This is a genomic window from Rhodothalassium salexigens DSM 2132, from assembly GCF_004341375.1.
Classification (GTDB): domain Bacteria; phylum Pseudomonadota; class Alphaproteobacteria; order Sphingomonadales; family Rhodothalassiaceae; genus Rhodothalassium; species Rhodothalassium salexigens.
This window is the reverse complement of the sequence record NZ_SLXO01000001.1, coordinates 209284-236166: the sequence shown is the minus strand read 5'-3', so window position 1 is coordinate 236166 and position 26883 is coordinate 209284. Positions and strand designations below refer to the sequence as shown.

Here is a 26883-nt window from a genome sequence, read left to right as displayed (position 1 = left end):
TCACGGGGCTTGATCCTTGTCGCTGGGGGCAGCGGGGTCGAGCGGTGCCGAGGGCAGCAGCACCCGGAACAAGGCGCCGGTTTCGGTATTGCGGCACTCGATCAGGCCGTCATGGTCAGCCACATATTTGGCCGCGACGGCGAGGCCGAGCCCGCCGCCTTGTGCCTTGTCGCTGACGAACGGGTCGAAAATATGGTCGATCAGGTGCTCGGGCACGCCGGGGCCGTTGTCGGCGACGGTGATTTCCAGCGCCAAGGCGCGGCGGCCGGCCAGCTCGCCCTGGCGCGGGCGGATCGCATAGCCCGGACGATAGGCGGTGGTCAGGGTGATCCGGGCGTCGCCACCGGCGTGCGCGCCGGCGGCCTCGGCGGCGTTCTTGATCAGGTTCAAGAACACCTGGATCAGCCGGTCGCGCTGGCCCAGCACCGGCGGCAGCGACGGGTCGAAACGGGTCTGGATCGCCACATCGGCGGCGACCCCGGCGCGTGCCAGGTCGAGCACATGGTTGAGCAGCGCGTGGATGTTCTCCGGCCCGGCCTCGGCGAAGGCGGGGTTGGTGAAGGTCTCCAACTCGTCGACCAGGGCGCGGATGCGGTCCACCTCGGCGATGATCAATTCGGGCAGCCCGGCGGTTTCGCCGTGGGCGCTGGCTTCGAGCAGTTGCGCCGCGCCGCGCACGCCCGATAAGGGGTTCTTGATCTCGTGCGCCAGCATGGCCGCCAGGCCGCGCGCCGACAGGGCCGCGCCCTGGACTTCGCGGCGGCGGTCGTCGCGGGTGCCGAACGCCCATTGGGTGATGCAGATCGCCACATGGCCCGGCGCGCCGTCGACCGCCACCGCCTGGGCGCTCATGCGCACGTCGTCGCGGCTCGGCAGGGTCATGTCGGCCTCGCCGATGACGCCGCCGCCCGACACCCGGGCGCGCGCCGCCAGGCCCACCAGCGCGCCGCTGCGCCCGACGATATCCTCCAGCCGGCAGCGCGCCAGCCGCCGTTGCGACCGTTCGAGCAGCCGTTCGGCGGCGTCATTGGCGAAGCGGATGCGGTTGACGCCGTCGACCACCAGGGTCGCCGGCGGCAGAATGTCCAAGATTTCGGCCAGGTCCAGGGACGGGGCCCGCGCGTCAGGCTCGCCGGCCTGGGCCTCGACGCGTGGGGGGGCGGCGCCTTGAGCGTTGACGGGGTGGCCATCGGGTGCCGGCGCGTCGGCGGGCGGGGTGCCGGCGCTGGCGTCGTCCGGGCCGGGGGCGATCGGGCTCACGCCGCCGCCTGCTCCACATGGGGGCCGAAGAAGGCGCGCAGCCGGTCCTTGACCCGCGCCGGGTCAGACAGCTTGTTGAGCTCATCGCGCGCCTTAGCCGAGCCCGGCAACCCCTTGACGTACCAACCCAAATGCTTGCGCGCCATGCGCACGCCCACGATCGGGCCATAATGCTCGATCATATGGTCGTAATGGTCGAGGATGACCGCCAGTTGCTCGGCCAATGGCGGGTCGGCGCGGGTTTCGCCGGTGCGCAGATAGTGCATCACCTGGCCCACGAACCACGGCCGGCCATAGGTGCCACGGCCGATCATCACCCCATCGGCGCCCGACGCGGCGAGGCAGGCGGCGGCGTCGGCTTCGGTGACGATGTCGCCATTGGCGATCACCGGCAACCGGGTCGCCGCCTTGACCTCGGCGATGAAGTCCCAGTCGGCCCGCCCGCGATAAAGCTGACAACGGGTGCGGCCGTGAACCACCAGCATCTGCACGCCCAGGTCTTCGGCGATGCGCGCCAGCTCGGGGGCGTTGCGGCTGTCATGGTCCCAGCCGGTGCGCATCTTGAGCGTCACCGGCACGTCCACTGCCTTGACCACCGCCTCGATCAGCCCGGCGGCGTGGCGCAGGTCGCGCATCAGCGCCGAGCCGGCAAAGCCGTTGACCACCTTCTTGACCGGACAGCCCATGTTGATGTCGATGATGTCGGCGCCCAGGTCCTCGTTGAGCCGGGCGGCCTCGGCCATCACGCGCGCCTCGCAGCCGGCCAGTTGCACCGAACAGGGTCGCTCCTCGTCGAGCACCCGGGCCTTGGCGAGCGAGTCCCGGGTCGCGCGGATCATCGCCTGGCTGGCGATCATCTCGGTGACCAACAGCCCGGTGCCATACTTCTTCACTTGGCGGCGGAACGGCAGGTCCGACACCCCGGACATGGGCGCCAGGATCACGGGCTCTTTGATCTCCACCGGCCCTATGCGTATAGGAGACAGCATCGCCGTCATGGGCGCCTGATCCCTTCTGTCGTTTTCGTTGCCTGGAAATTGAGCACCCTTATGCCAGAGCCCGTTGCCCGGGAAAACCCCGAAACGCTGCCCGCCTTCCTCGCCCACCGCCCCATCGCCGCCCTGATCGTCGCCGCCGGTCGCGGCCGGCGCGCCGGCGAAGGCCTGCCCAAGCAATACCGCCGGGTCGGCGCCGAGACGGTTTTGCGCCGTTCGGTCAAGGCGTTCCTGGCCCACCCTGCGGTCGACACCGTGGTCTGCGTGATCCATCCCGACGACCGGGACCTCTATGACCAGGCGGTCGGCGATCTGGGGCTAGCCGAGCCGGTGGCCGGCGGTGCGTCGCGCCAGGACAGCGTGCGCCACGGTCTCGACGCGCTGGCCGGTGCAGCACCCGGGGCAGTGTTGATCCACGACGCGGCGCGTTGCTTCGTCTCTGCCGACCTGATCGGCCGCACCCTGGCCGCGCTGACGCCCGAGACCGGCGCCATCCCCGCCCTGCCGGTGGTCGACACGCTGAAGGCCCAGGCGCCGGGCGATGCCGAGCGCCCGGTGATCCAGCGCACGGTGCCGCGCGCCGGGCTGTGGCGCGCGCAGACCCCGCAAGCCTTCCCCTACCCCGCGATCCTGGACGCCCACCACGCCGCAGCGGGCCAGGAGATGACCGACGACGCGGCGATTTTCGAGGCCGCCGGCCGGCCGGTTCGTCTGGTCGCCGGCGCACAGGAGAATGTGAAATTGACCACCCCCGATGATTTCGCCCGCGCCGACGCCGCCCTGCTGACCGACGTGCGCCTGGGCACCGGCTTCGACGTGCACGCCTTCGAACCCGGCGATCACGCCATGTTGTGCGGCGTCAAGGTGCCCCACGACGCCAAGCTCAAGGGTCATTCCGACGCCGATGTGGGCCTGCACGCGCTGACCGACGCGATCCTGGGCGCGCTCGGCGACGGCGATATCGGCACCCACTTCCCGCCGAGCGACCCCAAGTGGCGCGGCGCGGCGTCGGACAAGTTCCTGGCCCATGCAGCAGCGCTGGTCGCCGCGCGCGGCGGCCGCATCGCCCATGTGGACGTGACGCTGATCTGCGAGCGGCCCAAGATCGGCCCGCACAAGGACGCCATGAAGGCGCGCGTGGCCGAGATCTTGGCCCTGCCCGTGGACCGGGTCAGCGTCAAGGCGACCACCTCCGAGCGGCTTGGCTTCACCGGCCGCGAGGAAGGCATTGCGGCCCAGGCGGCAGCGACCATCCGGCTGCCCGAGCGCGGCTGAGGCGCCCACGGCCCGGGCCGCACAGCTCGGGTCGCGGGTCAGGTCGGCGGTCCGCTCCCGGGGTCAGGCGGCGGGTCGGGCGGCGTCTCAGGCGGCGGCGATGGCGCGCAGCGCGGCGAGCGCGTCGGTCGCCGCCGCCTCGCCTTCCTGGACCAGTTCCTCCACCTTCAGGAAATCCACCGCGTTCATGTGGCCGGTCTGCGGCCGGATGACGATATCGGGGTCTTGGATCGTCAACCTGGCCTCGTCGAACTGGGTCAACAGCAGGCCATAGGCCGCCTGGGCCACCGAGGCGGTGTCCACCTTCTGCTGGTCGAGCTTTTCGCGCAGGCGCAACTGGCGTACCCGGCCGGGATAGTCGCCCATCACGTCGACCGCGATCACCCGGGTGGCGCCCATGCGCCGGGCCAGGTTGACCGGCACCGGCTCGGTGATGCCGCCGTCGACCAGGATCTGGTCGCCGCGCACCACCGGCCGGAACACCCCGGGCACCGCGATCGAGGCGCGCACCGCCTCGGCCACCGGGCCACGGTCGAGCACCACGCAGTCGCCGGTGCACAGGTCGCTCGCCACCACCGCGAACGGCCGCTTGAGCCGGTCCATGGTCTTGCCGCGAAACGGCTCGTCGATCATTTCCCGAATACGGTCGCCGCCCAGGAAGCCGCCCTTGCCGAACCGGATGTCGATCAGCCGCATCATGTCGAACAGGCCGAGCCCGGCGGCGACCTCTTCGAGATGGTCCATACGGTCGTCGGCATAGCACGCACCCACCACCGCGCCCATGGAACAGCCGGTGACGATATCGGGCAGGATGCCGGCCTTCATCAGCGTGCGGATCACGCCGATATGGGCCCAGCCAAGCGCGCCGCCGGCGCCGAGAGCCAGCCCCAGCTTGCCGCGTCGTTCGCCAGGGTCTTCAGTGATTTCCACACGCGGTTTTGGCGGCGATGATCCGGTCATGGTCGCTCCTGCTTGACGTTGCTCCACGGCACCGCCGTCCCCCGTGTTCGGACTATGGCGCCGCCCGGCCAGCCCTGGCAAGCCGCCGCCCGGTCCAGCCTGTCGCCCCCCTGGGCCTTGCGGGGCCGGCGCAGAATTTCTATATCGATATGATATAACGACAGCGCGGGAGACGCGGCCTCATGGCTTTTATATTGAACGTTTTATGGCTTTTGCTAGGCGGGTTTATGTCGGCGCTCGGCTGGTGGACGGCGGCGTTGGTGTTCGCCCTGACCATCGTCGGCCTGCCCTGGGCGGCCGCGGCGTTCCGGCTTGGGCTCTATTCGTTATGGCCGTTCGGGACCGAGGCGGTGGACCGCACCATGGTCGACACGGACGGCTTCGGCCTGCGCGCCTTCAACCCGCTGCTCAATCTGGTGTGGTTCCTTCTCGCCGGTTGGTGGCTGGCCTTGGGGCATCTGTTCTGGGCGATGGTGTGCGCGATCACCATCATCGGCCTGCCGTTCGCCTATGCCCATATCAAGCTGGCCGGCGCCGCCTTGTTCCCGGTTGGCAAGACCATCGTGCGCACCGCCTGAGCGTCGCCGGCGCCCGCCGCTGCCGCAAACGCGCCCGGGCCGGCCACCATGAGGGGCGCGGGGCCAAGGGCATAGGCGGTCCACAAGCCCACGGCTAGGAACGGTCCGAACGGGATCTGGGTGGTCGCCGACACGCGCAGACGGCCCAAACCCGCCAGCGCGGCGATGAACGCCAAGCCGGCCAGGCTGCCGATCAACAGCGCCAGGCTGAGCCCGAAGGGCCCGAGCCAGGCGCCGCCGGCGGCCAGCAGCTTGACGTCGCCCAGCCCCAACCCCTCGCGCCCGCGCAAGCGCCAATAGCCCTCGGCGAGGCCATAGAGACCGATGCCGGCGACCGCCGCCGTGGCGGCCGACAGCGGCAACCCCAACGGTCCCCACAAGCCCTGATAAGCCAGCCCGGCGACCAGCAGCGGCAGGGTCAGCGCGTCGGGCAGCAGGGTGTGGCGCCAGTCGATGGCGGCGAGCGCCACCAGCGCCCAGCCGAAGATCGCCGTGGCCGCCAGCCCGGCCGCCCCCAGCCCGCGCACCTCGGCGATCGCCACGGCGGCCGCGCCAACCGCCGCCGCCGCGGCCTCGACCACGGCGAAGAAGCCGCTGACCGGCGCGCCGCAGCGCCGGCAGCGCCCGCCGAGCGCCAGCCAACTGACCAGCGGCACCAGGTCGATGGCGGTCAGGGTCCGACCGCACGCGTCGCAGCGCGAGCGGCCGAAAAGGTCGGCGCGCCCGACCGGCCAGCGATGGGCCAAGAGGCCGAAAAAGCTGCCCAGAACGGCGCCCGAAAGCGCCATGAAGATGCCCAAAATCGTCACATTGCCGTCCTTGCTCGTGTGGCGTGTCGGTGCCTATAGTCCGCGCATCCGCCGCCCACAACCGCCCCCTGCCCCGGCCGCACCCAACGGCCCGACGGCCGGACGGCCGGTATGCCGAGTTTGAGCCCATGCTGCGTTCCCTTGCCCCGATGCCGATGCCCCGTCGGTCTTGCGATCCGCCGCGCTGGCGCGGCCTTGTCCTGGCGCTGGCCGCCGCCTGCACCTTGTGGGCCGGTCCGGCGGTGGCCGGCGATAGCGAGCCCGCCCCCGACGCCGAAGACCGCTACTATCTCCAAGGCATGTCGGAAAACGACAAATACGCCAAAAGCGGCGACCGCCACTATACCAATGGCGTGCGCGCGGCCTTGGGGCTGCCGCGCGGCCTGGAGCCGGGCTGGCTGGCCTGGCTGGGGCGCCTGACGCCGCTGGCCGACAGCGCCGCCGACCGCGCCTATGCGGTCGCCATCGCCCAGCAGATGTACACACCCGAGGTCTACACGGTGACCGAGCCGCAGCCCGGCGACCGGCCGTTCGCCGGTTGGCTGCACGCCGACCTGTCGGTGACCAGCCACCGCCCCGGCGTTGAAGAGGCGCTGACGCTCAGCCTCGGCGTGGTCGGCCCGTGGGCGCTGGCGGGCGAGGCGCAACGCTTCGTCCACGACATCGTCGGTGCGCCGCGGCCCCGGGGCTGGGGCAACCAGTTGCGCAACGAGCCGGCGATCCAGGCGATGTATCGGCGCAGTTGGTTCGTCGATCTGATTGACACCCCCTGGGTCGATATGGACCTGGTGCCGCGCGCCGGCGCCTCGGCGGGTACGGTGACGGTGGAGGGCGGCGTCGGCGGCCTGGTGCGCATCGGCTCCTACCTGCCCGAGCGCGACCTGCCGTTGCGCATGCAGACCGGCCTGTCGGGGCTGTCGCTGCACTTTGCGCCCCGCGACCGGCTCGACTGGATGGTGTTCGGCGGCCTGCAAGGGCGCGGCGTGGCGCGCACCATGTTCCTCGACGGCAACCTGTTCCACGACGGCCCGTCGGTCGACCGCAAGCCCTGGGTCTGGACCGGCGAGGCGGGCATCGCCTTCACCTTCCCGCTGTTCGGCTGGGCGGCCATGGCCTCGGCGACCCATGTGTGGCAAAGCCGCGAATTCCAGGGCCAGGTCGGGCGCAACCGCATCGGCTCGGTCCAATTGACCCTGGCATTTTAACGGAACCGCCGGTGCGGGTTAACGGAACCGCCGGCGCGGGCGCCCCGCAGATGAAGGCGAAGCGATGGCAGCCCCATGACATGACCACCTATCAGAAAAACTTCCTCGAAGGTGCCTGGCGGGACACATTTTATTGCAAAGACATTTTTCCCAAAACACCTTTAATCTGCTCTAGTATAGCCCTATGCCCTTTCACTTCAATTTTTTCGGATCATTGAACACATAAAAATCGCCACCTTCAAGATTCAGAATCATTATTGCCCCTCTTGCTGGAACGGCATTTCCCCCAAGCTTGCCAGACAATGAGTCCTTTGGGTATTTGGGTATCAGAAATACGGCCATTTTTGTTGGCAATAATTCTTCGGGAATCTCACCTGTCTTCTCAACAATATTAAAAATTTCATCAAATTTCTCTTTCGATGACGTTTCATCAAAAATGAATCCGCCTCTCTTCATTAAATTGACAACCCCATCGAAGCCGGAGGTACATTTCTTAAAAGACCTTAGTGCAGAGAAAATATGTTCTCTTTTCTCAAATAATCTCCAGCAAAATAATTCTTTATCAGAACAAAAATTCCCGCTTTTATAAAATGCCTCACTATCGGCCATCGTTATGAGGCCATTTTCAACCAAAAAAATAAGATAGATGTTGAAAGAAAAACTGTCATTTGATTTTTCTTTTTCAAATACCAATTATTTAATTTGATTTTTATTTGTAACAATACTGTCTTCCGTAAAAAATATTTCTGGTGTTTTTTTGATGAAAAAGTCCCAGCCATCCTTTTTCAGCGCCTCTAGGGCGGAGACAGGCTCGGCGATAAAATTGGTTTGGGCGTAGTTGGCAAATCGCTCCCGCATGGCAGCGCCTTTTTGCAAGGGCTTTGTCGGATCACTGGGCTCCGTCAAAGCCGGCTCTTGCCAGCCAAACAAGGCAGCAGCCATGAGAATTGACCCCATTGACGCTTTCATTTTCTTCCTTCCTTCAATTTAGCTTGAGAATAATAACTGGTCGCAGGACTATCAAGCCGAGATCGGTTTACCGAAAGCGCCTGCCCTTGGCCGGGTGCGGCCGGCCCCATGGTGGTCCCGGCGACCGCCGGGGCGCATGTTCGGCAAGCCCACGAGGGTCGCGGGCGACGGCTTTGGCGTTGGACGGGGGCAGATGATTTGCCTTGCACCTTGCGGTCGGTGCATTGCGCTGGCGCGGAGAATTGGCTAGCCAGCCGAGCGTGCCCACCCTCGCCCACCCGATCTGGAAGGTCGCAGCGCCGTGTCCGATAGCCCCCGTCGCCTGTCCCACCCCTTGAGCGGCGCCAACCCCGCGACCCTGGCGCGCGTGCTCGCCCTGGCCGGGGCGCCCGAAGCGCGCAGCCTGCCCCAGGTGACCGTCGCCGCCTTAGCGACGCTCGGGCGCTGGCCGTTCAGCCTGGCCGAGCGCGCCTATGTGGCGGCCAAACGCCCCGGAACGGTCGAACGCCCGCCGATCTTCATCCTCGGCCACTGGCGCAGCGGCACCACCCATCTCTACAACATCCTGTCGAAGGCGCCGCAGTTCGGCTATGTGTCGCCGTTCGCCACCGGCCTGCCGTGGGACTTCCTGTTGCTCGGCAACCTGGTGAGCCCCTTGCTTGAAAAGGCGCTGCCCGAGCACCGCTATATCGACAATATCGGCGTCGATAGCGATTCGCCCCAAGAGGACGAACTGGCGCTCGCCAACATGACGCCGCTCAGCTTCTATCACGGGCTCTATTTCCCGCGCCGCTTCGACGCCTTCTTGGCCGAGGGGGTGTTCTTCGACGGCGTCGACCAAGCCGCCGTCGCGCGCTGGCAGAAGACGCTGCGCTATCTCTATCTCAAGCTCCAGATCGCCCAGCCCGAGACCCGGTTGATCATCAAGAACCCGGTCTATACCGCGCGCGCCGACCTGCTCGACGCCATGTGGCCCGAGGCGCAGTTCGTCCACATCCACCGCAACCCCTACAAGGTGTTCGTGTCGATGCGGAACTTCTATCAAAAGCTGTTCGAGCAGTTCGCGCTTCAGCCCTGGGACGCGGTCGATATCGACGAGGTGGTCTTCGCCACCTATGAGCGGATGATGGACAAGCTGGCCGCCGACACCGCGCACCTGCCGCCCGAGCGCTTCGTCGAGATGCGCTATGACGATCTGGCCGCCGAACCGCTGGCCCAATTGGCGCGGCTCTATGGGCAACTGGGCCTCGACGGCTTCGACGCCGACCGGCCGCGCTACGAAGCCTATCTGGCCTCGGTCGCCGATTATCGCAAAAACGTCTTCTCCATGCCCCAGGAGTTGCAGGACCGCATCCGCGCGCGCTGGGGTCGGTTCATCGACCAATGGGCCTACGCCGCGCCGGCCGCCTGATGACAGGGCCGATGGACCGTGGAACGCGCCGCCGGGCCTGGCGGCTCGGCGCGCTGGCGTTGGTTTTGGTGCTGGCGGCGGGCGTCGGTGCCGGGCTGGTGTTGCGCCCGACCACCGATCTGCGCCTAGGCGCCGCCGTCACCGACTGCCACCCGCTCGATCTAGTCGACGCGACCACCGGCCGGGCGATCACCGGCATCGAGGATTTGGCGCCCGACCCGGTCGCCGGCTGGCTCTACCTGTCGGCCTTCGACCGCCGGGCGGTGGCGCACGAGCTGGCCCAAACCGGCCGGGCGCAAACCCAAGGGGCGCTCTATCGGCTCCGCGCGGCGGACCTGGAGCGGGCCGGGCCGCTGACGCTGGAACCGCTGGCTGGTGCCGCCCCGGTCCGTCCGCACGGCATCGCCCTCAGCGCCGACCGGCGGCGGCTGTTCGTGGTCGATCGAGCCAACGCCCCGGCAGCGGCCGGTGCCGCGATTGCGCCCCGGCTGCGGGCCTTCGATATCGCGGCAGACCGGCTGGTCCCGGCCTGGACGCTCGACCATCCCGGGCTATGCCGGGCCAATGACGTGGTCGCCCTGGGCCCTGACCGGGTCGCGGTGACGCTCGACCATGGCGCGTGCGACGGCTGGCGGCGCGGTCTGGAGGATGTGTTCAAACTGCCCCGCGCGCGCCTTGCCATCGCCGGGCCTGAAGGGCTGGTGCGGACGCCCGAGCGGTTCGTGTTCGCCAACGGTGTGGTGCGCATGCCGGACGGACGCCTGGCGGTCGCCGAGACCCGGGCCCGGCGGCTGCGCCTGGTGTCGCCGGACAGGTCGGGCCAGGAGCCTGGCGCCGCCGCCCCTGGCACCGAGACCCCGGACACCGAGACCGCCGGCGCTAAGCTCCCGGGCGCGGAAACGCACGTCCCCCTGCCGTTCCCGCCCGACAATCTGACCCCCGCCCCCGGTGGCGGCCTGATCGCCGCCGGGCCGCCGCGGCTGATGCGTTATGCGCTGTTCTGCGCCGGTTGGGCGGGCGTCGACACCACGCCCTCCGCGGTCGCCCATGTCTCGGGCCAGGGCCGGGTGACGCCGCTGGTGGCGGGCGCCTTGCCGGGCTTGTCGGGGGCCACGGTGGCGGCCCAACTCAACCGGCATTTGGTGATCGCGTCGGGCTATGATAGGGGCTTAAACGTTTGCCGCTTGACGACCGGGCGGCCCTGACCGGCGCAGCCAGCGCGGCGCCGGCAAAGGTGCAGTAGAGGATAAAGCGCGCATGGCCTTGACCCTGTCGGGCGATCCCGCCGCCGCCGAACGCGCGGGCGGGACGATCCTTCATACCGACCCCCTGGTTTTCGTCATCGACGACTTTCTGTCGGCCGAGGCGTGCGCGGCGTTGATCGCGCTCGGCGGTGCGGGCATGCAGCGCGCCACCGTCGCCGGGCTCCAAGAGGATGTGCGCCACGACAGCCGCACCAACAGCGTGCACTATATCCGCGACGGCGACAGCGCCGAGGCCGGCCGCCTGCGCGACCGGGTGACAGCCTTAGCCGGCCTGCCGCCGATCCACGCCGAGCCGCTGCAACTGATCCATTACGCCCCGGGCACCGAGTACAAGGCTCATTATGACAGCTTCGACCCGTTCACCGCGCTGGGCCGGCGCTATTGGACCGCCGGCGGGCAGCGCTTGATGACCGGGCTCGCCTATCTCAACGAGGTCGCCGCCGGCGGCGCCACGGCATTTCCGCTGCTCGACCTGGAGGTGGCGCCGCGCCCGGGTCGGCTGCTGATGTTCCAGCTCTGCCACGACGACACCGTGCTGCCCCATGACCACGCCTTCCACGCCGGCTGCCCGGTGACCGAGGGCGAGAAGTGGGCGGTCAATATCTGGATGCGCCAGGCGCCGTTCACCGACTATGTGCCCGCCCCCGACACGGTGGACATACCATGACCGCGCCGGATCGGCGCCCTGGTCTGGCGCTGGTCACCGGCGGCAGCGGCTTCATCGGCAGTCTGTTGTGCCGGGACCTGCTGGCCGCCGGCTGGCAGGTGCGCGTGCTCGACCCCCAGGCGCCGGAGCGGGACCAGGCCGGGCAACTTGAGTGGGTGCAGGCGAGCGTCACCGACGCGGCCGCCGTGGCGCAAGCGGTCGCGGGCGCGCGCCGGGTGTTTCACCTGGCCGCCCTGTCGCACCTGTGGGTGCCCGACCCGGCGGCCTATGAGGCGGTCAACGCCCAAGGCACCGAGACCGTGTTGGGCGCGGCGGCCGCCGCCGGTGCCGAGGCGATCGTCCACACCTCCACCGAGGTGATCTTGCGCGGCTGGCGCGACCCGAGCCCCGAGCCGGTGCGCGAGGACGACCCGCTGCCCGAGGCCGAGGCGCTCGCCGGGCCCTATTGCCGCTCCAAATGGCGCGCCGAGCGCACCGCCCGGCGGCTGGCCGCCGACGGCGCGCCGGTACGCATCGTCTATCCCACGGTGCCGGTGGGCCCCGGCGACCGCTGGCGCACGCCGCCGAGCGCCATGCTGGCGCAGATCCTGTTCGCGCCGCCGCCGGCGAGCCTGGCCAGCCTGTTCAACCTGGTCGACGTGGACGCGGTGGCGCAGGGGCATCTGCTGGCCGCCGAGCGCGGCGTGCCGGGCGGGCGCTACCTGTTGGGCGGCGAGCATTGGACCTATGACCAGATCGCCGCGCACCTGGCCCCCCTGGCCCGCGCGCCCGCGCCGCGCCGGCATATCCCTTATGCCCTGGCGGCGGGGTTCGCGCGCCTCGACACCGGTCTCGCCTCGGTCACGAAAAAGCCACCCCAAGCGCCCATCGAAGGCGTGCGCCTGGTGCGCCACCCGACCCGGATCGACAACGCCCTCGCCCGCCGCGCGCTCGGCTGGGCGCCGGGCGATACCGGGGCGGCGCTGACCCGGGCTGCCCAGTGGTTGTTGGAGCAAGCTGCCGCGTGACCTGTTTGTTGTTTTCGTCTCGCCGTTCCCGTGCCGATCACCGTCGGCCCGGCCCGGCCCGGGCGCCCTCTTCCCCTGCCGTGGCCTGCGCCGGGCTCGCCCTGTCGCTGCTGCTGGCCGGCTGTGCCGGAGGCGCCGACCGCCCCGAACCCGCCGCCCAGACGCAGACCCAGACCCAGGCCCAGACCCGGGCAAAGAGCAACACCCAGGCACGCGAAGCGTCCCGGGACGACAGCTCAGCGCGCGGATTTCGCTACGGGTTCGAGTTGCAGGGTGTCGAGAACATTGGCCTAAAACAGCAGCTTTTGTCCGCGTCCGCTTTGCAAAGGCAGCGATCGGAGCGCTTATTGTCCTTCGCAACGCTGCAATCGCGGCTGCGCGACGACCTTAACGCCTTGTCGAGCGTGCTGCGGTCGCAGGGCTATTACGGTGCCCGCCTGACCGGCCGGGTGCGTCGCCAGGAGCGCCGGCCGGTGGCCGAGATCGTCGTCGCCCCGGGGCCACGCTATGCCTATGCCGACCCGGTTCTGGCGTTCGAGGGCGACACCCGGCCGCCGGACGAGGTTGTAGCTGCATTGCGCCAACGCCTGACCGTCAAGGCAGATGCACCGGCGCTCGCCAAGCCGGTGATCGACAGCCAGGGCCGGTTGGCGCGCGCGCTGCCCGAATTGGGCTATCCGTTCGCCGAGGTGGCCGGGCGCGACGTGGTGGTCGACCACGCCGTGCGCACGCTCGCCGTCACCTATCGCATCGCGTCGGGGCCCCGCGCGGCGTTCGGCGCCACCCGCTTCGACGGCCTGACCAGCATCGACCCGGCCTATCTGGACCGGCTGAAGCCCTGGCAGCCCGGCGCGGTCTATGACCAGGACCAGGCCGACCTCTACCAGCGCCGGCTGTCGCGCACCGGCCTGTTCGACCTGATCGAGGTCAACGCACGCCGGCCCGACACGCCGGCCGGGGCCGACCAGGATGGGCCCGACGACGGCGGCGGCGGGGCCGCCGGGAGCGGCTCGCCCGTTGCGACTGGCCGTGGCGACAGCACCGGTGCCGCGCCCACGAAGACGCCCGACGCCGGCACCGACACCGCCGCCGGCCAGGCGGCGGGCCAGCGCGTGGCGCGGGCGGCCGGCGACCGGGTGCCGGCGACCATGGTGGTGACCGCCACCGAGGCGCAACACCGCACCATCTCCACCGGCGCCGGCTATGCCACCACCACCGGCTTCGAGGCCGACGTGACCTGGGAACACCGCAACTGGCTCGGCGCCGGCGAGCGGCTGCGGCTGACCGGACGCGGCGCCCAGATCAGCCAGGCGCTGACCGCCGAGTTTACCAAGCCGCATTTCCGCCGGCTCAACCAGTCGCTGCTTGCCAATCTGGGCTTCAAGCGCCAGGACACCGACGCGTTCACCGAGCGCACGGCGACCGTGGGCGTCGGGCTCGACCGGCAGTTGACCCGCCGCTGGTCGATCGGCGCGTCGGCGGACCTGACCTATTCCGACATCACCCAAAGCGGCGTGCGCGACCAGTTCGGCCTGGCCGCGCTGCCGATCAACGCGCGCTACGACGGCACCGACAGCCTGTTGAACCCGGTCGACGGCTATCGCGTCACCGTGCGCACGGCGCCCAATCTGGGCGTCGGTGGCAGCACCTTCTTCTTCGAGCGCAACGAGATCCTGGCCAGCGCCTATTGGCCGCTGGACGCGGCGGCGCATTGGGTGGTGGCGGCGCGGACCCGGCTTGGCAGTCTGGTCGGCGCCGACACCGACACGATCCCCGCCAACCGGCGCTTCTTCGCCGGCGGCGGCGGGTCGATCCGCGGCTTCGGCTTCCAGGACGTGGGCCCCAAGGACGCCGAGGGCGACCCGGTGGGCGGGCGCTCGGTGGCCGAGGCCGGGCTCGAACTGCGCTGGCGCTTCGCCGAGACCTTCGGGCTGGTGCCGTTCGTCGAGGCCGGCAACGTCTATGACGACACCCTACCCGGTTTCGGCTCGGTCAAGGCCGGCGCCGGGCTCGGCGTGCGCTACTATACCAGCTTCGGCCCGATCCGCTTCGACGTGGCGACGCCGATCAACCCCGGCCCCGATGATCGCCGGGTGCAGTTCTACATCTCGATTGGACAAAGCTTCTGATGGCCCGCCGTACCGACCCCGCAGAGCCCCCCGTTTCCGCTCGCCGGTCGCAGGGCGCGGCCCGCCGCTGGCTGCGGCGCGGCTTGTGGACGCTCGGCGGGCTTGGCGGCGCCGCCCTGCTGGCCGTGGCGGGCGCAGTCGCGGCCCTTGAAACCGGGCCGGGCAAGGCATGGCTGGCGCGCCAGTTGGAAACCCGGCTGAGCACGCCCGACGCCCGGCTCGATATCGACGGGCTCGGCGGCTCGCTGTTCGCCACCCTGCGCGTCGACCGGCTGCGCGTCGCCGACGATCGGGGCGTCTGGCTCGACGCCCGCGCGCTGCGCCTGGCCTGGTCGCCGCGCCGGCTGCTCGACGGCACGGTGGCGGTGCGCCGCCTGTCGGCCGAGGCGATCGCGCTCACCCGGCTGCCCGAGGGCGAAGCCGAGGCCGCCCCCGACATTGACACCGACGCCGGCCCGCTGGCCCTGCCGCGCCTGCCGGTGGCCATCGACGCCCGGCGGGTGCGCGTCGACCGACTGACCCTGCCCGGCCCGGCCGCCCCCGACCGCAGCGCCGGCGACCCAGGCGACGCCAAAACGCCCTACGCCGCCCGCCTCGACGCCCGGGTCGGGCTCGGCCTCGACGCCGGCGACACCCTGCGGCTGTCGCTGCGCCCGCTCGCCAGCGACGCCGACCGCATCGATATCGACCTCGACTATGGCCGCGCGGCGGGGCATCTGGCGGTCGCGGTTGACCTGGCCCTGGCCCGCGACGGCGTGATCGGGCCGCTTTTGGGCCTGCCCCGCCACGGCGTCACGCTGGCGGTAAGCGGCGCCGGCCCGGTCGCCGACTGGCGCGGCCGGCTGACCGCGCAGTTGGACGGTCGGCCGGTGGTGGCCGCCAATCTGGCCCATGACCGGGCCGGCGCGCGCCTCGACGGCAGTGTGCTGACCGCCGGCTGGGCGCCCGCCGAGCTGCGCGACCTGCTCGGCGCCAAGCTCGGCCTGCGCCTCGCCCTGATGGCGCCCGAGCCCGCCGATGCCGACGCGCGCGCGGTGTGGCGGCGCCTGACGCTGGCGCTCGACGCGCGCAGCGCCCGGCTCGATCTGGCGCTGCCGGTCCGCGCCGACGCCCTCGACCGGCTCGACGGCGGCCGGCTCAGCGTCCGCTCGGCCGACCTGGCGCCGCTCGCCGCGCTCGCCGGCGACGCGGTCAGCCTCGCGCCCTTCGCGCTCGACGTGGCGACCGCCGGCACCGTCGCCGCGCCGCGCCTCGACGCCACGCTCAGCACCGAGACGCTGGCCGCTGGAGCCGCGCGCCTGACCGCACCCAGGCTGACCGCGCGCATCGGCAGCGGCGATGGCCCCGAAGACCGGGGCGGGCAAAGCTGGCGCGCCGAGGCCGATCTGGTGGCCGACCTTCGGGTCGCCGACGCCGCCGGTGCTGCGCTGGTGGACGAGCGCTTGACCGTCGCCACGGCGGCGGTGTGGGACGGCGATGACGGCCGCTTGACGGTCGAACGCCTGACCGCGGCCTTGGCCGGGCTCGCTCTCTCGGCCCGGGGGCAGGTGTCGCCGGCCACCGGCGCGCTCGACGCGACGGCACAACTGGCCGCCGACGATCTCGGCGCGCTGGCCCCGGCCACCGGCCTCGCCCTGACCGGCGGTGTCACCGTCGACGCCCGGGCCGAGCGCGCCGACGCCGATGCGGCCCTCGACCTCGGCGCCCAAGCGGTGGCGCGCGACCTGGGCCTCGGGATCGGCCCGGCGGACACGCTGCTGGGCCCGGCACCCAGGCTCGACCTGGCGGCCAGCCGCACGCCCGACGGCCGGGTGGCGCTGCACACCGCGCGGCTCTCGGGCGCCGGGCTGGGGGTCGACGCCAGCGGCGCGATCACCGCCGAGCAGACCCTGGCGCTCGATTATCGGCTGACGCTCGACGATCTGGCGGCCCTGGTGGGCGGCGCCGATCTGACCCTCGACGGCGGTCTGGCGGTCGCCGGGCGGGTGACCGGGGCCGCCGCCTCGCCCGACGTGACGGCGGCCACCGGGCTTGCCGGGCTCGACGTGCAGGGGCTGGCGGTGCGCGACGTGGCGCTCAGCGTCTCGGCGCGCGACGTGGTGCGCCGGCCGCGCCTCGACGCCGCGCTGACCGCCGACAGCGACGCCGGGCCGCTGCGCCTGACGCTCGACGGCGGCCGGCGCGCGGACGGCGTGTTCGCGCTCGACCGGATCGACGGTGCCCTGGCGCGGGTGACGCTCGACGGCGCCTTGGCCCTGCCCCCGGGCGCCCCGGTGACCGGCGACCTGTGCCTGCGCACCAACGGCCTCGGCGACGGCGACGCGGACACCAGCCGCGCGATCTCGGCGCCGGGGCGGGGGGACGGCGTGGGCCGCGCCGATGTGGCGCTTGACGGCGTCGACGGCGTGCAGCGCATCGCGCTCGACCTGACGGCCGAGCGGCTGCAACTGCCGCTGGCCGACGACCAGATCCTGACCCTGCGCGCCGCCGACCTGGCCGGCCAGGTGCTGTTGGGCGCTCAAGGCCCCGAAGCCGATGTGGACGCCACCGTCGAGGCGCTGACCGCCGGCCTGTGGCATCTGGACAGCCTGACCCTGAAAAGCCGCGTCGAGGGCGGCGTCACCCGCTTCGACGGCCGCCTCGACGGCCGCGCCGCCCGACCGATCACGCTCGATTTCGACGGCGTCGTGACGCCCGGCGAGACGCTGCGCGTAAGCCTCGCCGCCGACGGCCGGTTGGGCGACCAGGCGCTGAGCCTGGTCGAGCCCTGGGTGGTGGAAAGCGGCGCCGGCGGGCTGCGCCTGGCGCCCGCGCGGCTGACGCTCGGCGATGGGGCGCTCGACGCCGAAGCCCATTTCGGTGCCGCGCAGAACCGGGCGGCGCTGGACCTGGATGCCCTGCCGCTGGCCGCCCTCGGCGCCGTGCTGCCCGGCTGGCCGGTGGCCGGACGGGCCAGCGGCAGCGTCCGCCTCGGCGCGGAAGACGGCGGGCCGGCCGCACGCGCGCAGTTGTCGCTGGCGGATTTGGCGCCGCTCCTGCCGCGCCCGGACGCGCCCGAGACCGAGCCCGTCGCGCTCGCCCTCGACGCCGCGATGACCACCGACGACGCCCGGCTCGACGCCACCCTGTCCGGCGGCGGTCTCGATGGCCGGGCCGAGGCCACCCTGCCCGCCGCGTTCACGGGCCCGGACCTGGCGTTCACCGTGCGCGACGCCGACGACCTGGACGGCACGGTGCGCCTGTCGGGCCCGGTGGCGCCGTTGTGGGCGTTGGTGCCGGGGGCCGGGCTCCACCTGGCCGGCGACCTGGCGGTCGACCTGGCCCTGTCGGGCAGCCTGGCCGACCCGCGCCTCGACGGCTCGGCGCGCTTGGGCGCCGGGCGGTTCGAGACCGCGACCACCGGCACGGTCCTGACCGACCTGGATGCGCGGCTGACGCTTGCCGGCCGGTCGGTGCGTCTCGACCGCCTCGAAGCCGGCGACGGTGGCGACGGCCGGGTCGAGGCCCATGGCCATGTCGACTTGACGGCGGACGGGGGGATGCCGGCCGAGGCGTCGGTGACGCTTGAGCGCGCCACGCTGGTGCGCATGGACGATGTGCAGTCCACCGCCTCGGGCCAGCTTTCGTTGGTCAAGGACAATGGCCGCGCGCGGCTGTCGGGCGACCTCGCCATCGACAATCTGGACTTTGTCATCGCCGACACCCTGCCGGCGGGTGTGGTCACGCTCGACGTCGAGGAGATCAACACGCCGGTCGCGTTGCGCGACCCCGCAGCGGTGGAGGACACCGCCGCGCCGCCGCTACCGGTCGACCTCGACCTGACGATCACGGCGCCCAACCAGTTGTTCGTGCGCGGCAAGGGGCTGGAGGCCGAATGGCGCAGCGACCTGACCGTCACCGGCAGCGCCGAAACCCCGATCGTGCGCGGCGTCGCGACCCTGGTGCGCGGCAATTTCGAGTTCGCCGGCAAGGTGTTCGACCTGACCCGCGGGCGCATCTCGTTCGACGGGCGCGAACAGATCGATCCCATTCTGGATCTGGTGGCGGTCTACAGCGAAAGCGACCTGACCGCGCGCATCACCATCTCCGGTCCGGCGTCGGCGCCGCGTCTGGCGCTGTCGTCGACGCCCACCCTGCCCGAAGACGAGATCCTGTCGCGGGTGTTATTCGGCACCTCGGTCACCGAGTTGAGCCCGTTCGAGGCGTTGCAATTGGCCCAGGCGGTCGCCGCGCTCACCCAGTCGGGCGGCGCCGGCTTTATGGACACCACCCGGCGCGGCCTGGGGCTCGACCGGCTGGCCCTTGGCAGCGCCTCGGAAGAAGACGGCGGCGCGACCACGGTCACCGGCGGCAAGTATCTGACCGACAACATCTATGTGGAGTTGACCACGTCGGCGAGCGGCGACAGCACCGGCCGGGTCGAAGTGGACATCACGCCGACCCTGTCGCTGGCCACCGAGTTGCGCTCGAACCTCGACAACAATCTGTCGATCCGCTGGTCTTGGGACTATTAGCGCCGCGCGCCGCGAGAGGAGCGGCGGCGGCGCGCGGTCCTAAGCCCCGTTGCCCAAAGCCGCGTTGGCCAGAGAGAGCCGGCGGCCCCGAGCGGCTCAGGCGACGGTCCCGGCCTCGGCTGCTTCGAGCGCTTCGAGGGCGTCGAGCCACGCCTCCTCGGCGGCGTCCTCGGCCTGTTTCAACTGCCGCGCTTCGCCACGCAGGATCGCCGCCTTCTTGTCCGCCTGCGGGTCGGAGCCGTCGTAGAGCTTGGGCGAGGCGAGCGCCTTTTCCACCTTCTCGCGCTTGGCGGCGAGCCGGGCGTGCTCGGCCTCGGCCTCGGCGACGCGCTTCTTGAGCGGCGCGAGCCGGGTGCGCGCCTCGGCCGACTTACGCCGGGCGGCATGGCGCGGCGAGCCGGTCTTGCGCCCGCCGCCCGAGCCCGAGCGCCGGTCGAGCAAATGGGCGCGATAGTCGTCGAGGTCGCCGTCGAACGGCTGCACCGCGCCGCCCTCGGCCACCCACAGGCGATCGGCGCAGGCCTGCAACAGATAGCGGTCGTGGCTGATCAGCAGCACCGCGCCCTCATAGGCGTTGATCGCCTCCATCAAGGCGGCCCGGCTGTCGATGTCCAGATGGTTGGTGGGCTCGTCGAGGATCATCAATTGCGGCGCGTTGAACGCCATCAACGAAAACAACAGCCGCGCCTTCTCGCCCCCCGACAGGGTCTCGACCGCCCGGTCGGCCTTGTCGGCGGAAAAGCCGAACGCGCCGAGGCGCGCGCGCACCCGGGCCTCGGGGTGTTCGGGCATCAAGTCGCGCATATGGTCGTAAGGCGTCGCCTTGGGGCGTAGCTCGTCCAACTGATGCTGGGCGAAATAGCCCACCTTGAGCGTCTTGGGCGTGGTGATGCGCCCGTCCATGGGCTTGAGGCGCCGCGACAGCAGCTTGGCGAAGGTGGATTTGCCGTTGCCGTTCTTGCCCAGCAGCGCGATCCGGTCGTCCATGTCGATGCGCAGGTTGAGCCGCTTGAGCACCGGCCGGTCGGCGGCATAGCCCACCGCCACGTCTTCGAGCGCCACGATCGGCGGCGACAGGGGCTCGGGCTTGGGGAAGGTAAACGGCGTCGTTTCGTCTTCGATGATGCCCTGCACAGGCTTCAGCCGTTCCAGCATCTTCAGCCGCGACTGCGCCTGGCGCGCCTTGCTGGCCTTGGCGCGGAAACGGTCGACGAAGGCTTGCAGGCGGCGCCGTTCGGCGTCGCGCTTGGCCTTGAACTGGGCCTGCTGTTCGGCGGCCTCGGCCCGGCGCGCCTCGAACCGGTCATAGCCGCCGGTATAGAGCGACAGCCGGCCGTGCCACAGGTGCAGGATGTGGCCGACGCCGCTGTTGAGCAGGTCGCGGTCGTGGCTGACCACCAGCACGGTGCGCGGATAGGTCTTCAGGAACGTCTCCAGCCACATCACGCCTTCAAGGTCGAGATAGTTGGTCGGCTCGTCGAGCAGCAACAGGTCGGGCGCGGTGAACAGCGCGCAGGCGAGCGCCACGCGCATGCGCCAGCCGCCCGAGAAGGTCTGGCAGGCGCGCGCCTGCGCCTCGGCGTCGAAGCCGAGGCCGGACAGGATCGCTCCGGCGCGCGCCGGCGCGGCGGCTGCGTCGATGTCGGCCAGGCGGGTGTGGATCTCGGCCAGCCGGTGCGGATCGGTCTCGGTGCGCGCGGCGGCCTCAAGGCGGGTCAACTCGGGGTCGGCGGCGAGCACAGTGTCGAGCAGCGACTGCGGCCCGTCGGGCGCTTCCTGGGCGACCATGCGCACGGTGGCGCGCGGGTGGATGTTGATCTCGCCGCCCTCGGCCTCCAACTCGCCCATGATCAGGCGCAGCAGGGTCGATTTGCCGGTGCCGTTGCGGCCGACGATACCGACCTTGTGGCCGGCGGGGATGGCGACGGTGGCGTTGTCGAGCAGAACCCGGTCGCCGATGCGGTATGTAAGCCCGTTGATGTGCAGCATGGGGCGCGACTTAGCATGATCGATCGCCGAAGGGCAGCCCCCAGGAAACGCCCGCCGGCAGTGCCCAAAAACCGCCGCCGGTGCGCCCGCAGCCCCTTGCGACCGATCCGCGCGCGCCCTATACACCGGCCCGATCATTTGTTTTCCCGTTTTCCGAAGGAACTCCCCCATGGCGACCGAACGCACCCTGTCGATCATCAAGCCCGATGCCACGCGCCGCAACATCACCGGCAAAGTGCTGGCGATGCTGGAAGAAGCCGGCCTGCGCGTGGTCGCGCAAAAGCGCCTGCAACTGACCAAGGAACAGGCCGAAGCCTTCTATGCGGTCCACAAGGAGCGCGCCTTCTTCGGCGACCTGGTCAGCTTCATGACCTCGGGCCCGGTGGTGGTGCAGGTGCTCGAAGGCGACAATGCGGTTGCTGAAAACCGTCGCGTGATGGGCGCCACCAACCCGGTCGACGCCGAAGACGGCACCATCCGCCGCACCTTCGCCGAGAATATCGAAGCCAACACCGTGCACGGCTCGGACAGCGCCGAGAACGCCGCTCAGGAAATCCGCTTCTTCTTCTCGGACCTGGAAATCACCGGCTGACCCACAGCGGTCATCGACCGACAAAAGCGGCCACCCGAGACCAACTCGGGCGGCCGTTTTTTTTCGTCCATCATCCGGGGTCCGAAGGCGCCGCCCGGCGGCATCGCGCCGGCGTCAGACGATCTGCGGGTTGACCAGGACGGCGGTCTCGGGCGCGCTGCCCTCGATCAGCACCTTGTCGCCCGAGACGCGCACCCGGCCGCTGGCGATCAGGCGCACGGCTTCGACGAAGATGCGGTGTTCCTGTTCGAGCACCCGGGCAGCCAGCCGCCCGACCGTGTCGTCGGGCAGCACCGGTACCGCCGCCTGGATGACGATCGGCCCATGGTCCATTTCGGGCCGCACGAAGTGCACCGTGCAGCCGGTCACCCGCACGCCGTCCTCCAGCACCCGGGCGTGGGTATCGAGGCCCTTATAGGCGGGCAGCAGCGAGGGGTGGATATTGACGATGCGGTCGCGCCAGCGCTTGACGAAATCGGCGTTCAACAGCCGCATGAAGCCGGCCAGGCAGACCAGGTCCACCCGGGCCGCCTTGAGCGCGCTGTCGAGCGCGGCCTCGAACGCGTCGCGGTTGTCATAGGCCTTGTGGTCGACGACCACCGTCTCGATGCCGGCGGCGCGCGCCTTGTCGAGCCCTGGTGCGTCGGCCACATTGGCGATCACCACCGCCACTTGGGCGGGATAGGCGGGGTCGGTGCACGCCTCGATCAAGGCGGCCATGTTGCTGCCGCGTCCCGAGATCAGAATGCCGAGAGAGAGATGCGCCATGGTCCGGTCAGCCCTCCGCGCCGAGGGTGACCGCCTCGCCCGGGCCCCAATGGCCGGCCGGCAGGGCTATGGTACAGCGCGCCTTGGCGGCCGGGTCCGGCGCCGCCTCGACGCGGCCGATCACCCATGCCTGTTCGCCCTGGGCCTCGAACGCGGCGGCGCAAGCGGCGCCCTGGCCGGCCGGCGCCACGGCCACCATGCCGAGCCCGCAATTGAAGGTGCGGGCCATTTCCAGCGGCGCGATACGGCCGGTTTCCTGCAACCAGGCGAACACCGGCGGCAGCGTCCAGGCGCTGGCGTCGATGGCGGCGGTCAGCCCGGCGGGCAGCACCCGCGGCAGATTCTCGATCAAGCCGCCGCCGGTGATATGGGCAAGCGCCTTGACCAGCCCCTTGCGGTGCACCGACAGGCAACTCAGGGCATAAAGCCGGGTCGGGGTCAGCAGGGCCTCGCCGAGGCTGCGCGTGGCGTCGAACGGCGCCGGCGCGTGCCAGTCCACACCGCTGTCGGCGACCAGCCGGCGGACCAGCGAATAGCCATTGGCGTGGACGCCCGACGACGCCAGCCCGACCAGCTCGTCGCCCGGGGCGATGGTGTCGAGCGGCAGCAACCGGCCGCGCTCGGCAGCACCGACGGCGAATCCCGCCAGGTCATAGCGGCCGGGCGCATAGCTGCCGGGCATTTCGGCGGTCTCGCCGCCGATCAACGCCGCCCCGGTGGCCCGACAGGCCGCCGCGATGCCGGTGACCACATCCGCCGCCGCGTCCACAGACAGCTTGCCGGTGGCGAAATAATCGAGGAAAAACAGTGGCTGGGCGCCCTGCACCGCCAGGTCGTTGACGCACATGGCGACCAGGTCCTGGCCGATGGTGTCGTGGCGGTCGAGCGCGATGGCGATGTCGAGCTTGGTGCCCACGCCGTCGGTGGCGGCGACCAGGATCGGGTCCGAGAACCCCGCCGCCTTGAGGTCGAACAAACCGCCAAAACCGCCGAGATCGGCGTCGGCGCCGGGGCGCCGGGTGGCGGCGACCGCACCCTTGATGCGGTCGACGAGAGCGGCGCCGGCGTCGATATCGACGCCGGCGCCCGCATAGGTATAAGAAGACGAGGGGCTATCGGTCATGATGCCCGGTCTCTACCGCCGCCGGGCCTTGGGCGCAAGCGCGAGGCGGCGGGCCCCACGCGCTTAGGCCGGGCCGCCGATCGTGGCTGGTTGTCACGACCCTGCCACGGTCGCCCGCTTGACTGGGCCATTGACTGGGCCATGGCGCGATGCTGGGGCGGCGAGCGGCGGCGCGGGCTTGTTTTATTGTGCTGGTTTTGTTCTTTTGGGGATGGCATGGCGAAGGCAAGGATGACGGCGATGCAACCGATGATCTGGTCATGGCGCACGCTGGTTCCTGGCGCCCCGGCGGTTGCGCTGGCGGCATTGGCGATGGCGAGCTTGGCGGCCGGTTTTGGCATCGCCCCCGCGGCCCACGCAGAGCGCGCAGGCAGCGGGCTTTTCACCGTCTCCGGGATCGATCTGGATGTCACCGCGCGCACCGCCGAGCGCGCCCGCGAACAAGCGTTCGTCCAGGCCCGGCGCGCCGCGTTCCGCCAACTGGTCGACCGGTTGGTGGCCGCCGGCGACGAAGGCCGGGTGCCGGCGCCCGACGACGATGCGCTGCGCGGGCTGGTTTCGTCGGTCTCGGTGGTCGAGGAACGCTTTTCCACCACCCGCTATATCGCCACGGTGGCGGTGTCGTTCTCGCCCGAGGCGGTGACTGAGCGGCTGGATCGGGCCGGCGTCGCCTATACCCAGGCCGAGGCCAAACCGCGCTTGGTGCTGCCCTTGCTGGAACGCGCCGGGGCGGTGGAGTTGTGGCGCGACGGCAATCCGTGGGCCGCGGCACTGGCGTCCGATCTGGCGCGCAACCGGTTGGTGCCCTATCGCTTCGCGCGCGGCGACGCCGGTGACCGTCGGCGCCTGCCGGCCGCCCGCGCCGACGCGGTCGACGGCGGCGCGCTCGACGATCTGGCGCAGCGCTATGGCGTCGAGCATGTGGTGCTGGCGCGCGCGCGGTTGGGCCGCGACTATCGCCTCGACCGGCGGGTTGTGGACTATGAGTTCAGCACCTGGCCGCGCGGCGCTGCCGGACATGGCCGCGTGGTCGCCACCCCCGACGAGACCGAAGCGGAACTGCTCGGCCGCGCTGCACAGCGGGTTTATGACCGGATCGACGCGCACTGGGCGCGTCAGACCCGGGCCAGCGCCCAGCAAGCCTTCGAGATGGACGTGTCGGTGCCGGCCAAGTCGCTCGCCGAATGGCAGGAAATCCGCCGCCGCCTGGTCGAGACGCCGCTCGTTGAACGGGTCGAGGTGGTGCGCGTGGGCGTGCCGGTGTCGCTGTTCACGATCCGCTTCGTGGGCAGCGAGGCCAAGCTGCGCAGCGCCGCCGCCGACTCGGGCCTGCGCCTGGTGTCCGGGCCGCGCGGCTATGCGATCGCCCTGGCCGGCGCCACCGAGGCCGCGGAGACGCGGCCATGAGCGACACCCCCACCGGCGACCAAACCCTGCGCACCGACCGGTTGTTCCGGTGGGCGCCCTGGGGGCTGCTGGCGGCCTTCCTGGCGATGGTCTATCTGACCAGCGGCATCCTGCTGCCGTTTATCTTCGGGCTCGCCGTGGGCTATATGCTCGACCCGCTGGCCGACCGTTTGGAAGCGGCGGGCATCCACCGGGGCGTGGCCGCGTTCGCGATCATCGCGGTGTTTTTCCTCGGCGGTCTGGGGCTGTTGGTGGCGCTGTGGCCGCTGTTACAGTCGCAGCTGATCGGCTTGGTGAGCGAACTGCCCCAAGCGCTGTCCAAGCTGCGGCCGATGCTCGACGACGCGCTCGCCGACCTGTCGATGCGGCTCGACATCGACCTCGAAGCCGGCACCCAGGGGTTCGTGTCAACCCTGGTGGAGCGCGGCTTGAACCAGGCGACCCAGATCGCCGGCAGCCTGGTGACCCAGGGCGTGGCGCTGTTCTCGCTCGCCTCGTTGCTGCTGATCTCGCCGGTGGTGGCGTTCTACATGTTGCGCGACTATGACCGCATCGGCCGCCAGTTGGACCGGCTGGTGCCGATCCGCTACCGGGCCACGGTGGAGGACCAGTGGCGCGAGATCGATTGGGCGCTGTCCGGGTTCGTGCGCGGCCAGATCACGGTGTCGACCGCCATGGCGGTGCTCTATGCTGCGGGCTGGTCGCTGGTGGGGCTGAACTATGCCCTGGTTCTGGGGCTGCTGGCCGGCATTCTGGCGCTGGTGCCGTTCGTCGGCATGGTGGCGGCGGCCGGCATCGCCATGCTGGTGGCGCTGGGTCAGTACGGCGCCGACCCGCTGGCGCTGTTTCTGGTGTTTCTGGTCTATGTGGTGGTGCAGGTGGCCGACAGCACCTTCCTGACGCCGCGGATCATGGGCGACCGGGTCGGCCTGCACCCGGTATGGGTGCTGTTCGCGGTGTTCGCGGGCGGCGAGGTGGCCGGGTTCGTGGGCGTCCTGGCCGCGGTGCCGGCCGCCGCGGTGATCGGCGTGCTGGTGCGCTTCACCGTCGACCAGTTCACCGACTTGCAGGAGGCCGAAGCGGCCGGGCCGGCCACCGGGCGCCGATCCGACCGGCCGAGCGCGGGCCCGACGGCGGCCGCGCCGGCGGCGGCCCAAAGCGACCCGTCACAGACCGACCCCGCGCCCGACGAGCCTGGTACCGCCGGCGCGCGCGACACCGACGGCGCGTGGAGGGCGAAGCCATGACCACAGCCGAGCAACTGACCTTTCCCCTGCCCCACCGCCCGGCGCTGGGCCAGGCCGACTTCCTGGTCGCCCCACCCAACGAGGCGGCGGTGGCCTTGGTCGACGCCTGGCCCGACTGGCCGGGCCCGGCGCTGGCCCTGGTCGGCCCGCCGGGCAGCGGCAAAAGCCATCTGGCTCAGGTCTGGGCGCAGCGGGCCGGCGCGCGCACGCTCGACCCGCTCGATCTCTATGTGGATTTCGAATTCGGCGACGAACCGCCCGCCGTGCTGGTCGAGGATGCCGATCGCGGGGTGGATGAAACGGCGCTGTTTCATCTGTATAATGTGGTGCGCGAACAGCGCGGTCATCTGATGCTGACCGGGCGCGAGGCGCCGGCGCGCTGGCCCGTGGCCCTGCCCGACCTGCGCTCGCGCCTGGCTACCGTGCCGGTGGCCGATATGGGCATGCCCGATGACCGGCTGTTGGCCGCCGTGTTGGTCAAACAATTCGCCGACCGGCAGTTGCGGGTGGCGCCGCCGGTGATCAGTTATCTGGTGACCCATATGGACCGCTCGTTCGATGCCGCCCGGCGCCTGGTCGCCGCCCTCGACGAGGCGTCGCTGCGCGAGGGCCGGTCGATCACCCGGCCCCTGGCAACCCGGATTCTGGGCCAGGTCCGTGACGCCGGCTGATCGCCGCGCGGACCCGAGCGAGAAACCCAGCCCGAGCGAGAA

The 26883-nt window shown here is 70.7% G+C and carries 22 protein-coding genes; 13 read left to right on the top strand and 9 right to left on the bottom strand.

Translation table 11 applies throughout. The annotated features are described in order from the left end of the window. The gene (locus EV659_RS01030; RefSeq protein WP_132706654.1) at window positions 1-1260 is read right to left on the bottom strand and encodes a two-component system sensor histidine kinase NtrB; all 1260 of its coding nucleotides are present in this window, start codon (window positions 1258-1260) and stop codon (window positions 1-3) included. Then, complete coding sequence (gene dusB, locus EV659_RS01025) at window positions 1257-2258, bottom strand: tRNA dihydrouridine synthase DusB (protein WP_132706652.1); 1002 nt, start codon at window positions 2256-2258, stop codon at window positions 1257-1259. Before dusB ends, EV659_RS01030 begins: the two co-directional genes overlap by 4 nt. A 51-nt stretch (window positions 2259-2309) precedes the next feature. On the opposite strand from dusB, the gene EV659_RS01020 reads away from it, so the two are divergent. Continuing rightward, window positions 2310-3530, top strand: coding sequence for a bifunctional 2-C-methyl-D-erythritol 4-phosphate cytidylyltransferase/2-C-methyl-D-erythritol 2,4-cyclodiphosphate synthase (locus tag EV659_RS01020; protein ID WP_132706650.1), 1221 nt, complete (start codon window positions 2310-2312; stop codon window positions 3528-3530). An 87-nt stretch (window positions 3531-3617) separates the two neighbouring features. Here the strand turns inward: EV659_RS01020 and EV659_RS01015 are convergent, their stop codons facing one another. Beyond that, window positions 3618-4490 (bottom strand): patatin-like phospholipase family protein, encoded by an 873-nt coding sequence (locus EV659_RS01015; RefSeq protein ID WP_132706648.1) that lies wholly within the window; start codon window positions 4488-4490, stop codon window positions 3618-3620. Between the two features lie 182 nt (window positions 4491-4672). On the opposite strand from EV659_RS01015, the gene EV659_RS01010 reads away from it, so the two are divergent. Next, complete coding sequence (locus tag EV659_RS01010) at window positions 4673-5068, top strand: YccF domain-containing protein (RefSeq protein ID WP_132706647.1); 396 nt, start codon at window positions 4673-4675, stop codon at window positions 5066-5068. Here the strand turns inward: EV659_RS01010 and EV659_RS01005 are convergent. Then, window positions 4999-5877 (bottom strand): prepilin peptidase, encoded by an 879-nt coding sequence (locus EV659_RS01005; protein ID WP_132706645.1) that lies wholly within the window; start codon window positions 5875-5877, stop codon window positions 4999-5001. The two genes, EV659_RS01010 and EV659_RS01005, sit on opposite strands and share 70 nt — an antisense overlap. Window positions 5878-6005: 128 nt before the next feature. On the opposite strand from EV659_RS01005, the gene EV659_RS01000 reads away from it, so the two are divergent. Beyond that, a complete protein-coding gene (locus tag EV659_RS01000) occupies window positions 6006-7082 on the top strand; it encodes a lipid A deacylase LpxR family protein (RefSeq protein WP_132706643.1) in 1077 nt (358 codons plus the stop codon). 192 nt (window positions 7083-7274) lie between these two features. Here the strand turns inward: EV659_RS01000 and EV659_RS00995 are convergent, their stop codons facing one another. Further along, window positions 7275-7691: a hypothetical protein gene (locus EV659_RS00995; RefSeq protein WP_132706641.1), complete on the bottom strand. Its 417-nt coding sequence runs from the start codon at window positions 7689-7691 to the stop codon at window positions 7275-7277. 84 nt (window positions 7692-7775) lie between these two features. Continuing rightward, a complete protein-coding gene (locus EV659_RS00990; protein ID WP_132706639.1) occupies window positions 7776-8051 on the bottom strand; it encodes a hypothetical protein in 276 nt (91 codons plus the stop codon). Between the two features lie 301 nt (window positions 8052-8352). On the opposite strand from EV659_RS00990, the gene EV659_RS00985 reads away from it, so the two are divergent. The 6 genes from EV659_RS00985 to EV659_RS14615 all read left to right on the top strand — a co-directional run bounded on the left by EV659_RS00985 (window position 8353) and on the right by EV659_RS14615 (window position 19044). Further along, window positions 8353-9462, top strand: a complete 1110-nt coding sequence (locus EV659_RS00985) for a sulfotransferase family protein (protein ID WP_165878638.1) — start codon at window positions 8353-8355, stop codon at window positions 9460-9462. A gap of 11 nt (window positions 9463-9473) precedes the next feature. Next, window positions 9474-10667 (top strand): hypothetical protein, encoded by a 1194-nt coding sequence (locus tag EV659_RS00980; protein WP_132706637.1) that lies wholly within the window; start codon window positions 9474-9476, stop codon window positions 10665-10667. A gap of 52 nt (window positions 10668-10719) precedes the next feature. Beyond that, complete coding sequence (locus EV659_RS00975) at window positions 10720-11394, top strand: prolyl hydroxylase family protein (RefSeq protein WP_132706636.1); 675 nt, start codon at window positions 10720-10722, stop codon at window positions 11392-11394. Further along, window positions 11391-12401, top strand: a complete 1011-nt coding sequence (locus EV659_RS00970) for an NAD-dependent epimerase/dehydratase family protein (protein ID WP_132706634.1) — start codon at window positions 11391-11393, stop codon at window positions 12399-12401. Before EV659_RS00975 ends, EV659_RS00970 begins: the two co-directional genes overlap by 4 nt. Window positions 12402-12748: 347 nt before the next feature. Continuing rightward, window positions 12749-14530 carry an autotransporter assembly complex protein TamA gene (locus tag EV659_RS00965; RefSeq protein ID WP_132706633.1) on the top strand — a complete coding sequence of 594 codons (1782 nt, stop codon included), beginning with the start codon at window positions 12749-12751 and terminating at the stop codon, window positions 14528-14530. Beyond that, on the top strand, window positions 14530-19044 hold the full coding sequence (locus EV659_RS14615) for a translocation/assembly module TamB domain-containing protein (RefSeq protein WP_165878637.1): 4515 nt from the start codon (window positions 14530-14532) through the stop codon (window positions 19042-19044). Before EV659_RS00965 ends, EV659_RS14615 begins: the two co-directional genes overlap by 1 nt. A gap of 96 nt (window positions 19045-19140) precedes the next feature. Here the strand turns inward: EV659_RS14615 and EV659_RS00955 are convergent, their stop codons facing one another. Next, window positions 19141-21033: an ABC-F family ATP-binding cassette domain-containing protein gene (locus tag EV659_RS00955; protein ID WP_132706631.1), complete on the bottom strand. Its 1893-nt coding sequence runs from the start codon at window positions 21031-21033 to the stop codon at window positions 19141-19143. Window positions 21034-21202: 169 nt separating this feature from the next. Between EV659_RS00955 and ndk the strand changes: the two genes are divergently transcribed. Then, a complete protein-coding gene (gene ndk / locus EV659_RS00950; RefSeq protein WP_132706630.1) occupies window positions 21203-21625 on the top strand; it encodes a nucleoside-diphosphate kinase in 423 nt (140 codons plus the stop codon). A gap of 114 nt (window positions 21626-21739) precedes the next feature. Here ndk and purN read toward each other — a convergent pair whose 3' ends face one another. Both purN and purM read right to left on the bottom strand, forming a co-directional pair. Then, a complete protein-coding gene (gene purN, locus EV659_RS00945; protein WP_132706628.1) occupies window positions 21740-22393 on the bottom strand; it encodes a phosphoribosylglycinamide formyltransferase in 654 nt (217 codons plus the stop codon). A gap of 7 nt (window positions 22394-22400) precedes the next feature. Further along, a complete protein-coding gene (gene purM / locus EV659_RS00940) occupies window positions 22401-23516 on the bottom strand; it encodes a phosphoribosylformylglycinamidine cyclo-ligase (protein WP_132706626.1) in 1116 nt (371 codons plus the stop codon). A gap of 240 nt (window positions 23517-23756) precedes the next feature. On the opposite strand from purM, the gene EV659_RS00935 reads away from it, so the two are divergent. The 3 genes from EV659_RS00935 to EV659_RS00925 are packed head-to-tail and all read left to right on the top strand — an operon-like array spanning window position 23757 to window position 26841. After that, complete coding sequence (locus tag EV659_RS00935; protein WP_165878636.1) at window positions 23757-24923, top strand: DUF2066 domain-containing protein; 1167 nt, start codon at window positions 23757-23759, stop codon at window positions 24921-24923. Further along, complete coding sequence (locus EV659_RS00930) at window positions 24920-26170, top strand: AI-2E family transporter (RefSeq protein WP_132706624.1); 1251 nt, start codon at window positions 24920-24922, stop codon at window positions 26168-26170. The genes EV659_RS00935 and EV659_RS00930 overlap by 4 nt, the downstream gene beginning before the upstream one ends. Continuing rightward, window positions 26167-26841, top strand: coding sequence for an HdaA/DnaA family protein (locus tag EV659_RS00925; protein ID WP_132706623.1), 675 nt, complete (start codon window positions 26167-26169; stop codon window positions 26839-26841). Before EV659_RS00930 ends, EV659_RS00925 begins: the two co-directional genes overlap by 4 nt. Window positions 26842-26883: the final 42 nt, after the last annotated feature.